13 protein-coding genes are annotated in these 11643 nt (G+C 66.0%); 10 read left to right on the top strand and 3 right to left on the bottom strand.

Annotation, left to right across the window (positions count from 1 at the left end; translation table 11 throughout):
- Positions 1 to 24: 24 nt before the first annotated feature.
- From ABT392_RS11380 to ABT392_RS11350, 7 genes are all read left to right on the top strand, one after another.
- Positions 25 to 393, top strand: a complete 369-nt coding sequence (locus ABT392_RS11380) for a cobalt-zinc-cadmium resistance protein (RefSeq protein ID WP_334275955.1) — start codon at positions 25 to 27, stop codon at positions 391 to 393.
- A 99-nt stretch (positions 394 to 492) separates the two neighbouring features.
- Positions 493 to 1803 carry a TolC family protein gene (locus ABT392_RS11375; protein ID WP_334275954.1) on the top strand — a complete coding sequence of 437 codons (1311 nt, stop codon included), beginning with the start codon at positions 493 to 495 and terminating at the stop codon, positions 1801 to 1803.
- Between the two features lie 6 nt (positions 1804 to 1809).
- Complete coding sequence (locus ABT392_RS11370; RefSeq protein ID WP_334275953.1) at positions 1810 to 3378, top strand: efflux RND transporter periplasmic adaptor subunit; 1569 nt, start codon at positions 1810 to 1812, stop codon at positions 3376 to 3378.
- Between the two features lie 13 nt (positions 3379 to 3391).
- Entirely contained in the window at positions 3392 to 6529 is a 3138-nt protein-coding gene (locus tag ABT392_RS11365) for an efflux RND transporter permease subunit (protein ID WP_334275952.1), read from the top strand.
- Entirely contained in the window at positions 6526 to 7143 is a 618-nt protein-coding gene (locus ABT392_RS11360) for a class I SAM-dependent methyltransferase (protein WP_334275951.1), read from the top strand. The genes ABT392_RS11365 and ABT392_RS11360 overlap by 4 nt, the downstream gene beginning before the upstream one ends.
- A 19-nt stretch (positions 7144 to 7162) precedes the next feature.
- The gene (locus tag ABT392_RS11355; RefSeq protein WP_334275950.1) at positions 7163 to 8227 is read left to right on the top strand and encodes a DMT family transporter; all 1065 of its coding nucleotides are present in this window, start codon (positions 7163 to 7165) and stop codon (positions 8225 to 8227) included.
- Between the two features lie 15 nt (positions 8228 to 8242).
- Positions 8243 to 8374: a hypothetical protein gene (locus ABT392_RS11350; RefSeq protein ID WP_334275949.1), complete on the top strand. Its 132-nt coding sequence runs from the start codon at positions 8243 to 8245 to the stop codon at positions 8372 to 8374.
- Positions 8375 to 8536: 162 nt separating this feature from the next.
- Here the strand turns inward: ABT392_RS11350 and ABT392_RS11345 are convergent, their stop codons facing one another.
- Genes ABT392_RS11345 through ABT392_RS11335 form a run of 3 tightly spaced genes read right to left on the bottom strand, consistent with a single transcriptional unit; the run spans position 8537 to position 9399 of the window.
- A complete protein-coding gene (locus ABT392_RS11345) occupies positions 8537 to 8764 on the bottom strand; it encodes a GDCCVxC domain-containing (seleno)protein (protein ID WP_334275948.1) in 228 nt (75 codons plus the stop codon).
- Positions 8761 to 9039 carry a mercury resistance system periplasmic binding protein MerP gene (merP, locus tag ABT392_RS11340; RefSeq protein WP_334275947.1) on the bottom strand — a complete coding sequence of 93 codons (279 nt, stop codon included), beginning with the start codon at positions 9037 to 9039 and terminating at the stop codon, positions 8761 to 8763. The genes ABT392_RS11345 and merP overlap by 4 nt, the downstream gene beginning before the upstream one ends.
- Positions 9040 to 9051: 12 nt before the next feature.
- Positions 9052 to 9399 (bottom strand): mercuric transporter MerT family protein, encoded by a 348-nt coding sequence (locus ABT392_RS11335; RefSeq protein WP_334275945.1) that lies wholly within the window; start codon positions 9397 to 9399, stop codon positions 9052 to 9054.
- 75 nt (positions 9400 to 9474) lie between these two features.
- Here ABT392_RS11335 and merR point away from each other — a divergent pair, with 75 nt between their 5' ends.
- From merR to ABT392_RS11320, 3 genes are all read left to right on the top strand, one after another.
- Entirely contained in the window at positions 9475 to 9870 is a 396-nt protein-coding gene (merR, locus tag ABT392_RS11330) for an Hg(II)-responsive transcriptional regulator (RefSeq protein WP_334275944.1), read from the top strand.
- Positions 9871 to 9914: 44 nt separating this feature from the next.
- The gene (locus ABT392_RS11325; RefSeq protein ID WP_334275943.1) at positions 9915 to 10322 is read left to right on the top strand and encodes a hypothetical protein; all 408 of its coding nucleotides are present in this window, start codon (positions 9915 to 9917) and stop codon (positions 10320 to 10322) included.
- A 68-nt stretch (positions 10323 to 10390) separates the two neighbouring features.
- Complete coding sequence (locus ABT392_RS11320; protein WP_395385751.1) at positions 10391 to 11641, top strand: TolC family protein; 1251 nt, start codon at positions 10391 to 10393, stop codon at positions 11639 to 11641.
- Positions 11642 to 11643 lie beyond the last annotated feature (2 nt).

Genomic DNA, 11643 nt, shown 5'->3' with positions numbered 1-11643 from the left:
CGGTCCGTCTATATACTTTCCGCCATGCGTCGTTGCATCGTCTTCCTCTTTGCCCTGTTGGTGCTGCTCCAGTTCTCCTGGGCGACGGCGGCCAGCTATTGCGGGCATGAGGACAGCGCTCCAAAGCACCGCACGCACTTCGGTCACCATGCCCATTCGCATGAAGGCGATGTGAACACCGGCGAGTCCGCCGGCAAATCGAGCGCAAAGAGTGTGCTGCAGGCGGCCGATCTCGATCATGGGCATTGCCACCTGAACCAGCTGGCTCTCGCCTACGGCGAGGGGCTGCTGCTCCCGCCGCAAGAGCGGTCCGCCCCACCGACCGACCTCCCATGCGTGGGGGAGTCCTTTGTACCGGAGGGGCTGGACCGCCCCAACTGGCTGCGCGCCTGATTCGGCGCGTCGTCTTCCAGCTTTCATTGCCAGGCTCGTCCAGCGAGCCGACGTAGCGCCGAACCCATCCCCCGTTGTTTCCACAACCCGGAGAGTTCGATGCGAAGCCATTTTCGAGGCTTGTTGTCACCGCTGACATTGGCGGTGCTGTGTATATCCTTTTTCCCTGCACGGGCGGCCACGGGCGAGTCTGCTGCCAAGCCCGCCGTTGACGCCACCCCGTCCAGCTCGCCTGTTGATGCAGGCCTGACCCTGAGCGAGGCACTTCGCCTTGCCCTGACGCACAACCCCGACCTGGCCATCGCCCGGCTGGAGCTGCAGGCGATGGCCGGCGCCGAGACCCAGGCCGGTGCGCGACCCAACCCCGAGTTGGGCGTGCTGGTCGAGGACACCCGCAACGCCACGCGGACGACCACCGTGCAATGGGCCCAGCCCCTTGAGCTGGGCGGCAAGCGTTCGGCGCGCCTGGCCGCAGCGGCGCGTGCGCGTGAGCAGGCTGGCGTGGCGCTCGAGGCCAAGCAAGCCGAGTTGCGCGCGGCGGTCACCAGTGCCTTCTTCGAGCTGCTGGGGGCCCAGGAGCAAGTGCGCCTGAGTCTGGGTTCGCTGGAGCTGGCGCGAACCGCCTTCGGCATTGCCACGAAGCGACTGCAAGCGGGCAAAGTGCCACCGCTGGAGCAGGCCAAGGCCTTGGTCGCCGAGGCCGCCGCCCGGGCGGACCTGGCACAGTCCCAGAGCGACCAGCTGTTGGCCCGACAGCGGCTGCGCGCGCTGTGGGGCCCCGGCGCTGTCGAATTCGGGCAGGCCGCCGGCAACGCAGACCTGCTGCCTGACTTGCCAGGCGCGCAGCGCCTGGGCGAAATGATCGTCGAGGCGCCGGCGATCCGGCTGGCGCGGCTGGACATTGCCCGCCGTCAAGCCTTGAGCGAAGGCGAGCGAGCCAAACGTGTGCCCGACCTGACTCTCACTGTGGGCGCCAAGCGCGATGCAGAGCTGGGCCGTACCCAGGCGGTGATCGGGCTGTCCATGCCGCTGCCGTTGCTGGACAGCAATCAGGGCAATCTGCTCGAAGCGCTGCGCCGCGAAGACCAGGCGCGCGAAGCACTGACGGCGGTGACCTTGCGCCTGCAGGCGGAGGTGACTCAGGCGCTCGAGAAATTGCGACTGACGCGCGAGCAGGCGCAGATGCTGCGCAGAGAGGCGCTGCCCACCGCTCAAACCGCCTATGACGCAGCCGTGAAGGGTTTCGAGTTGGGCAAGTTCGCCTTCATCGATGTGCTCGATGCCCAACGCACGCTGTTTCAGCTGCGGCAGCAAATCCTGCGCAACACCGCCGACGCCTATCGCGCCGCCACCGAACTCGACCGTCTGCTGGGCAGCTCCGCCGCCAGCAATGGTCAACCCCTGGAGTAAACAGTGATGACAACGGACATCAAGAACAAGAAGTCAGCCCTGGCAATTGCCGCTGTTCTGGTCGTGGGCCTGGTGCTGGGCGCGGCGATTCTGCGCACCGACAAGGTCCAGCCGGCGGGCGAGGACCATGGCCATGCGGAGGCAGGCCATGCCGAAGAAGGGCACGGCGACAAGGGACATGACAAGGAAGGTCACAGCGACAGCGACCACCACGCACAGGCCGCACCGGCCACCAGAGGCCCCCATGGCGGCAAGTTGTTCACGCAGGCGGGCTTCGGGCTGGAACTCAGCATCTTCGAGACGGACGTGCCACCCGAGTTCCGTATCTACCTCTACCATGAAGGCAGGCCTGTGCCACCTGAACAGGCCAAGGTCAAGGTCCGCGTGGAGCGACTGGGACGGTCGCCAGAGCTGTTCGACTTCGCCGCCGAAAAGGACTACCTCAAGGGTTCGGCCACCGTCGAGGAGCCGCATTCCTTCTTTGGCACCATCGAGGCGAGCATCGCCGGCCAGGCACTCGAGTTCAAGTTCGAGCAGGCCGAGGGCCGTGTGCAGATCAGCGAGGAGCAGCTCAAGCGCAACGGGGTCGACATCGCCATCGCCGGCCCGGCGCGCATTCGCAGCAGCCTGCAACTGCTCGGCGAGATCAGGCTGAATCAAGACGCCACGGTATTCGTCACGCCGCGCCTGGCCGGCATCGTCGAGGCCGTGCGTGCCAACGCGGGCGACCGCGTGCGCAAGGGCCAGGTCCTGGCCGTCATCTCCAGTCAAGCGCTGGCCGACCAGCGCAGCGAAGTGTTGGCAGCGCAGAAGCGCCTGGCTCTGGCCAAGACCACCTTCGAGCGTGAGAAGCGGCTGTGGGAGGAGAAGATCTCCGCCGAGCAGGACTACCTGCTTGCCAGGCAGGCCTATCAGGAGCTCGAAATCGCCGTCGAAAGCGCGCGCCAGAAGCTGGGCAGCCTCGGTGTTGCCCCTGGCGAATCGACGCAAGGCCTGACCCGCTACGAGATCCGCTCACCGATTGACGGCGTCGTTACCGACAAGAAGATCAGCATCGGCGAAGTGCTGAAGGAAGATGCACCCATTTTCCAGGTTGCCGACCTGTCCTCCGTCTGGGTCGAGCTGACGGTACCGGCCAAGGACGTGAATGCGCTGAAGGTGGGCGATGCCGCCACGGTTCAGTCCTCGGCCTTCGTGGCCCAGGCCACGGCCAGGTTGAGCTATGTGGGAGCGCTGGTTGGTGAGCAGAGTCGCAACGCCACGGCGCGTCTGCTGCTGCCCAATCCCAAGGGCTTGTGGCGTCCGGGGCTCCCGGTCACGGTGGACCTGACTTCGGACGAAGTCGCGGTGCCTGTGGCCGTTCTCGCCGAAGGGGTGCAATCACTGGGCGGCGGTCCGGTGGTGTTTGGTCGCTACGGCCAGCTCTTCGAGGCGCGACCGGTGGAGACCGGGCGCAGCGACGGCCGTTACGTGGAAGTGCTCAAGGGCCTCACGGCCGGTGAACGCTATGCCGCCAAGAACAGCTTCCTGGTCAAGGCGGACATCGGCAAGGCCGGCGCCAGCCATGACCACTGAGGGCGGCATCACCATGTTTGAAAAACTCATCCGCTTCGCTATCGAGCAGCGCTGGTTCGTCCTGGTCAGCGTGCTGGCCATGGCCGCGCTGGGCATCTTCAGCTACCAGCGCCTGCCCATCGACGCCGTGCCGGACATCACCAATGTCCAGGTGCAGATCAACACGCCGGCGGCCGGCTACTCGCCGCTCGAATCCGAACAGCGCATCACCTTTCCCATCGAAACGGCCATGGCAGGCCTGCCGAGCCTGGAGCAGACGCGCTCGCTCTCTCGGTACGGCCTCTCCCAGGTCACCGTGGTCTTCAAGGAGGGCACCAACATCTACTTCGCGCGGCAACTGGTCAACGAGCGCATCCAGGAGGCCAAGGCCAAGCTGCCCGCCGGCATCATCCCGTCGATGGGTCCGATCGCCACCGGACTGGGTGAGATCTATCTGTGGACGGTGGACGCCAAGCCGGGCGCGCTCAAGCCCGACGGCAGCCCCTACACGCCGATGGACTTGCGTGAGATCCAGGACTGGATCATCAAGCCGCAGTTGCGCACCGTCCCTGGGGTGACCGAGATCAACACGATCGGCGGCTACGCGAAGGAATACCTGGTCGCGCCGTCGCCCGACAAGCTGGTGGCACGGGGCTTGAGTTTCGGCGACCTGGTGCTGGCGCTGGAGCGCAACAACGCCAACGTCGGCGCAGGCTACATCGAGCACCGCGGCGAGCAGGTGTTGATACGTGCGCCCGGCCAGGTCAGCACCATCGAGGACATCGCGGACATCGTGGTCGGCAACGTGCAGGGAACGCCGGTGCGGGTTCGCGATGTAGCCGAAGTGTCGCTGGGCCGCGAGATGCGCACGGGCGCCGCGACCCGGGATGGCCACGAGGTCGTTCTCGGTACGGTGTTCCTGCTGATGGGCGAGAACAGCCGCACCGTGTCGAAGGCCGTGGACAAGAAGCTGGAAGAAATCAACCGCAGCCTGCCGGCCGGCGTCGTCGCCAACACGGTCTACGACCGAACTGTGCTGATCGACAAGGCCATCGCCACGGTCAAGACCAATCTGCTCGAGGGCGCCTTGCTGGTGATTGCCGTGCTGTTCGTCTTCTTGGGCAACATCCGCGCGGCCCTCATCACGGCAGCGGTGATTCCGCTGGCCATGCTGTTCACCTTCACCGGCATGCTGACGAACAAGGTCAGCGCCAACCTGATGAGCCTGGGTGCACTGGACTTCGGCATCATCGTTGACGGCGCTGTGGTCATCGTCGAGAACTGTGTGCGACGGCTGGCCCATGCCCAGACGCTGGCGGGGCGGCCGCTGAACCGCACCGAACGCTTTCACGAAGTCTTCACGGCCGCACGTGAAGCGCGCCGGCCCTTGCTCTACGGGCAGCTCATCATCATGGTGGTCTACCTGCCCATCTTTGCGCTCACCGGCGTGGAGGGCAAGATGTTCCACCCGATGGCCTTCACGGTGGTGGCCGCGCTGCTCGGCGCGATGCTGCTCTCGGTGACCTTCATTCCGGCGGCAGTGGCGATGCTGATCGGCCAGAACGTCGGCGAGAAGGAGAACCGCCTGATGGCCTGGGCCAAGCGGGGCTATGCGCCGCTGCTGGACTGGGCGCTGCTGAACAAGCCGCTGGTCATGACGGTGGCGGCGGTGTCGGTGGCGCTGAGCGGCCTGCTGGCCACGCGCATGGGCAGCGAATTCATCCCCAGCCTGGACGAACACGACATTGCGCTGCACGCCTTGCGCATTCCCGGCACCAGTCTGACGCAGGCCATCGCCATGCAGACCGAGCTGGAACGCACGATCAAGGCATTTCCAGAGGTGGACAAGGTCTTCGCCAAGCTGGGCACGGCCGAGGTCGCGACTGACCCCATGCCGCCCAACGTGGCCGACAACCTGGTGATGCTCAAGCCCCGCTCGGAATGGCCGGATCCCCGGCGCAGCAAGGACTCCCTGGTCAGCGCCATGCAGCAGGCCGTCGCCAAGGTTCCGGGCAACAACTACGAGTTCACGCAGCCGATTCAGATGCGCTTCAACGAGCTGATCTCGGGCGTGCGCAGTGATGTGGCGCTGAAGATCTTTGGCGACGACGCGGCAACCATGGCCGCCATCGGTGAGCAAGCCGCCAAGGTGCTGGAGGGCGTTCCGGGTGCGGAGGACGTGAAGGTCGAGCAGACCTCGGGCCTGCCGATGCTGACCCTGCAGCTGGACCGCAAGCAGCTCGCGCGCCTGGGCCTTAGCGTGGCCGAGGTCCAGGACACCGTGTCCATGGCCATCGGCGGCCAGGAGGCCGGCTCGCTGTTCCAGGGCGACCGACGCTTCGACATTCGGGTGCGCCTGCCGGACGCGCTGCGCAATGACCCCGACGCCATGATGCGCTTGCCCATCCGCCTGCCGCTGGACCATGGCAAGGCAGCCTATGTGCAGCTCGGCGACGTCGCCACGTTCGACATGACGCCGGGGCCCAACCAGGTCAACCGCGAGAACGGCAAGCGCTTCGTGGTCGTCACCGCCAATGTACGCGGCCGTGACATCGGGTCCTTCGTGGCGGATGCACAGGCGCAGATGCAGGCCAAGGTGAAGGTGCCGAGCGGCTATTGGACGATCTGGGGCGGCACGTTTGAACAACTGCAGTCGGCAGCCCAGCGCCTGCAGATCGTCGTGCCGGTGGCCCTGCTGATGGTGTTCCTGCTCCTGTTCGCGATGTTCAGCAACGTCAAGGACGGTCTGCTGGTGTTTACCGGCGTGCCGTTTGCGCTGACCGGCGGCATCGTGGCGCTGTGGCTGCGCGACATCCCGCTGTCGATCTCGGCCGGCGTGGGGTTCATCGCCCTGTCCGGCGTAGCGGTGCTCAACGGCTTGGTGATGATTGCCTACATCCGCTCGCTGCGCGACGACGGCCTGCCGCTGGACGCTGCCGTTCGGGAGGGTGCCTTGACCCGGCTGCGGCCGGTGTTGATGACGGCCCTGGTCGCGTCGCTGGGCTTCGTGCCGATGGCCATCGCCAATGGCACCGGCGCGGAAGTGCAGCGTCCGCTGGCGACGGTGGTGATCGGTGGCATCCTCTCGTCCACGGCGCTGACCTTGTTGGTGCTGCCCGTGCTTTATCGTTGGGCCCATCGACGTGACCGCAAGCTGGAGACCGTGACATGACAAACGCCAAGACCCACTGGGAGACCGTCTACCGAAGCAAACCGGCCGATACGGTCAGCTGGTTTCAGCCGCATGCGCAGCAGTCCCTGGACCTTGTCCAACGCATTGCAGGCGTCAACGGCAGCCGCGTCATCGACGTGGGCGGTGGCGCTTCGACGCTGGTCGACGACCTCCTTGCACAGCCGAACTTTGAGCTCTCCGTTCTCGACATCTCGGCTGCTGCCCTGGATGTGGCCCGGCAGCGGCTCGGCCGACAGGCGAAGGCCGTGCAGTGGATCGTCGGCGACATCACCCAGGTGCCCTTGGCCGAGCAGGCCTACGACATCTGGCACGACCGCGCCGTGTTTCACTTCCTGACCGAGCCGGCGCAGCGTGCTGCCTATGTGGCGCAGGTGCGGCGCGCGGTGCGGCCGGGCGGGCATGTCATCGTTGCCGCATTCGGCCCCGACGGGCCGACCCAGTGCAGCGGCCTGCCCGTCATGCGCTATGCACCGGACGAACTGCATGCGCAGTTTGGCGGTGCGTTCGAGTTGCTGGAGCAACTGACCGAAGCTCATCGCACGCCTTCGGGCGCCATCCAGCAATTCGTCTACTGTCACTGCGTCATGCAGTGACAGCGATGGGGCCTTTGTCGTGAAACCGACGATTCAACCTGGCATCGCTGCCGCGCTGGCCGCCGCTGTCCTGTTCGGCGCCGGCACACCCATGGCCAAACCACTGCTGGCCGAGACCGGGCCTTGGCTGCTCGCCGGCTTGCTCTACCTGGGCTCCGGCCTGGGCTTGTGGGCGGTGCGGGTACTTCGGCGCGCGCCAGCCGTGCGCCTGGCTGCTGCGGAGCGTGGCTGGCTGTTGGGTGCCATCCTGGCCGGGGGCGTGGTCGGGCCGGTCTTGCTGATGCTGGGTCTGTCCCGGCTGCCCGCTACCCATGTGTCCTTGTTGCTGAACGCAGAGGGCGTGATGACGGCGCTGCTCGCCTGGTTTGCCTTCAAGGAAAACTTCGACCGCCAGATCGCGCTGGGCATGCTGGCCATCGTGGCAGGCAGCGCCGTGCTTTCCTGGCCAGGAAGGCAAGGCGCCATGCAGAGCAGCGAAGCCTGGTGGCCGGCGCTTGCCGTGCTGGGTGCCTGCCTGGCCTGGGGTGTGGACAACAACCTGACCCGCAAGGTCTCGCTGAATGACGCCAGCTTTATCGCCATGAGCAAGGGGTTGGCAGCCGGCGCCACCAACCTGGCGCTGGCCCTGTGGCTCGGGGCGGCCTGGCCGGCGACGGGGACGGTGCTGGCAGCCGGCCTGCTGGGGTTTGCCAGCTACGGCGCCAGCCTGGTCCTGTTCGTGATCGGCCTGCGGCATCTGGGCACGGCCCGCACCGGGGCCTACTTCTCGGCAGCGCCTTTCGTCGGGGCGCTGCTCTCCATCGTGTGGCTGGGTGAGCCCATCACCTGGCCCTTGCTGCTGGCAGGCCTGCTGATGGCTGTCGGCGTCGCTCTGCACCTGACCGAACGGCATGCGCATGAGCATCAGCACGAATTGCAAGAGCATGAGCACGAGCATGTCCATGGAGCGGGTGACCCGCATCATGACCATGAGCATGTGCCGCCTGTCCCGGCCGGCACGCGCCATTCACACCCGCACCGGCATGAGCCCCTGACGCACAGTCACGCGCACTATCCGGACGCTCACCACCGCCATGCGCATTGAAAAAAGGAGCGCACCATGGGCCGGCTGCGAGCCGCTACCCGGGCCGTGCTTGCTCTTGCCCTGTCCGGATGGATGATGAGCTCCGCTGTCGCTGCCGACAAAGTCGCCGAGCACTGGATGCCGCTGCAGCGCTTCATCGGTGAATAAAGCGGCACTGCTGCCAGTTCATCGCTGACGACGAGTTTATCTAGACCTTTGAACTGGCGCCACCGGGCCAGGCGTTCCAGGTCTACAGCCGCAAGCGCATGAAGCGCGTATTGGCGAAGTAGGTCCAGCCACCTCCAGCGCGCGCGCTCGAAACGATTGCCGTCAACTCCCGCAGCTTGCGCAGCCCCGTGCCATCTGCACGGGGGGGCACTTGACGGAGCCAAAGGAGCAGAACACGCAACAGTCGCCGGGCTTGGGGCGAAGTACGGTCTTGCAGTGCATGCATTCGTAAAAGAACTGACACGCATCGGTGGGCATGAACTCCTGCCTTGTGTGCCCGCAGTGGGGGCAGGTCAGCACGGAGTCCAAGACGGGGGCCACAGCCGTCATTTGCGCACCGTCGACGGATAGCCCGCGTCGGTCGTTGCCTTGGTGAGCGCTGCCGCTGAAGTTTTGTCCGCGTCAAAGGCGACCGTTGCCGTCTTCTTTTCGAAGTCGATGCTCGTCCGGCTGACACCGGGCATCTGGTCGAGCGCCTTCTTGACCGTGATCGGGCACATGCTGCACGTCATGTTCTGGATGTTCAGCGTCACCGACTGAGGCTTCTCGGCCTGTGCGGCCACTGCCGCGAGTGAAAGAACAAGGCTGGCAATAATTTTTTGCATGGGATGAATCCTTCAGAGCAGGTAAGGCGCCACCCAAGGCACCGACAAGAGCGCCAGCAAGCTCAGCGCCGTGAACCAAAACAACAGCCGCTGCCGCCTGAGCACGGCGGGCGTCGCACATGTCGAACCGGGCTCGCAGCTTCGCGGTCGCAAGTAGAGGCGCTGAAACGCCAGACCAAGGAACAAGATGGTGGCGCCAGTCAGCCAGGGCCTGAGGGGCTCAAATTCGGTCAGCCGGGCAATCCACGTACCGCTGATGCCAAGGGCAAGCAACACCAGCGGGCCAACACAGCACGCCGAGGCACCGATGGCTGCCAATGTTCCGGCAACAAGTGAGCCCTTGATCTTGACTGTCGACATAGGCTGGCGCGCTCCGCGATGCTTCGATGGAAGACAGTCTAAAGTCCGTACCATGGTACGGAGTCAAGGGGGCGAATGAGCGAGCTGTCAATTGGGCGGCTGGCCGCCGAGGCCGGTGTGAACGTCGAAACGATTCGCTATTACCAGCGCCGCGGTCTCATGAGCGAACCGACACGGCCGGCTGGTGGCCAGCGGGCCTATCCGGCCAGCGCAGTCGGCCGCGTCAGGTTCATCAAGCGGGCGCAAGCCTTGGGTTTCAGCCTGGAGGAGATCGGTGCTCTCCTGAGGCTTGACGCCGCTCATGCCTGCGGTGACACGCGCGAGCTGGCGCAACACAAGCTCAAGATCATCGAAAGCAAGCTGGCCGATCTGAAGGCCATGCGCAGGGCTCTGACTTCATTGCTGCATCAGTGCGACTCAGGATCGAAGACGGGATACTGCCCGATCATCCAGGCGCTGACGAAAGATTGACCTGGCACAACCAGGCTCGACGTTCGGACGCTATGCTTCGACCCATGCTCGGCACCAGACGTCTTCGTCGCTGGATCTCCGGCGGCCTGCTGATGGCGATGCTGTTCATGCAGCTCGCCACGGCGGCCTACGCCTGTCCGCAGTTGCAGAGGGCGCTGCAGGACGGCCAGATGATGGCGGCCATGCCAGGCTGCGAAGGCATGCCTGCGCAGATGGACGACGACCAACCGCAGCTCTGCAAGGCGCATTGCGACAGGGATGCGCAGGGCACGGCCTCGGCGGTTGTGCCTGACCTGCAGCCCAACCCCGCCGCCGTCACGCTGCTGATGGGCATCATCGAACCGGTGCCGCCGCTGCTTCCGGCCGGTGTCGCGGCCGGTCTCGCGGCCGGGCTGCGACGCCCCCCAGGGGCGCCGCCTCTCTACCTCGCATTGCTCGTCCTGCGGAATTGAGCTGAACGACCGCGTCCACGCTTCCTGCGTGAGGCGCTTCCGTTCCAGCTTCCCTTCCGAGGACTGCCATGTCATCTCCTGCTTTGCGCAGGGCGCGCCGCCTGCGCCCCTTGCTGCTCCTGGCTACCAGCCTCCAGCTGGCAGCCCCAGCCTTTGCCCTGAACTATGCCGAGGCTCTGAGCCTAGCCGAGCGTCAGAACCCCGCGCTGCGCGCGCAACAGTCGTCCGTGGACAGCGCCATCGCCGCCCAAGGCGCGGCAGGCGCGTTGCCCGATCCCCGGCTCACCGTGGGCGTCGAGAACCTGCCAACCGGCGGCATGGACCGCTGGAGCCTGACGCGCGACTTCATGACGATGCAGCGCATCGGCCTGATGCAGGAAGTGCCCAACCGCGCCAAGCGAGATGCTCGCGTCGATGTCGGCCTGGCACGCGCCGAGCGCGAGCGGGCGATGCTGGTGGTGCAGCGCCTGCAACTGCGACTTGCGCTTGGCACGGCCTGGATCGGTGTGCAGGCTGCTGAACGCAGGCGTACCGTCCTCGACGAGTTGCTGGCTGAAAACCAGCGCTTGCAGCAGACGCTGCCCGCGCGCATTGCCGACGGCAGCGCGTCCGCCACCGACCTGTTGATGGCGAGGCAGGAAGCATTGACCTTGGCCGACCGCGCGGATGAACTGAAGCGCGACGCCGACAAGGCGCGCGCGGCCTTGCGCCGCCTGGTTGGGCCGCAGGGTGACGAGCCACTGGATGGTGATGTACCCGCGCCCACCCTGCAGCCCGAGGCCTTGCGCGCACGCCTCCACCAGCATGCTGAACTGGCCCCCTATCCGGCGATGCAAGCCATGGCAAGGGCGGAGTTGCGCGAGGCTCAATCGGAGTCTCGTGGCGACTGGGCCTGGGAAGTGGCCTACAGCCGCCGCGGACGCCAGTGGGGCGACATGGTGTCGTTCCAGCTCAGCTTTGACCTGCCCTGGCAGAAGGACCGTCGCCAGCAGCCGGCGATTGCGGCCAAGTTGCGCGATGCCGAACGGATCGACGCCGAGCGCGAGGAGGCCGAGCGCCGGCACCGCCAGGAACTGGACGAAGAGCTGGCGGACCTGCAGGCGCTCGATCGTCAGATCGCTCGCATCGAGTCGGACGGGCTGCGGCTGGCGCAAGACCGGCTGGCCCTGAGCATGAGCGGCTACCAGTCGGGCAAGTCCGACCTGGGGGCCGTTCTTGCGGCGCGCTCGCAGCTGCTGGAGCAGCGCATGCGCCTGATCGAACTGCAGACACAGCGCAGCCTGCTGCAAGTCCGCCTGAATTCGTTGAGCGAGGAGTAAGC

It is taken from the genome of Paucibacter sp. JuS9, assembly GCF_044043925.2.
Taxonomy (GTDB): domain Bacteria; phylum Pseudomonadota; class Gammaproteobacteria; order Burkholderiales; family Burkholderiaceae_C; genus JAUASW01.
Note: the sequence above shows the minus strand (reverse complement) of the source record. Positions and strands in the feature narration are given on the sequence as shown.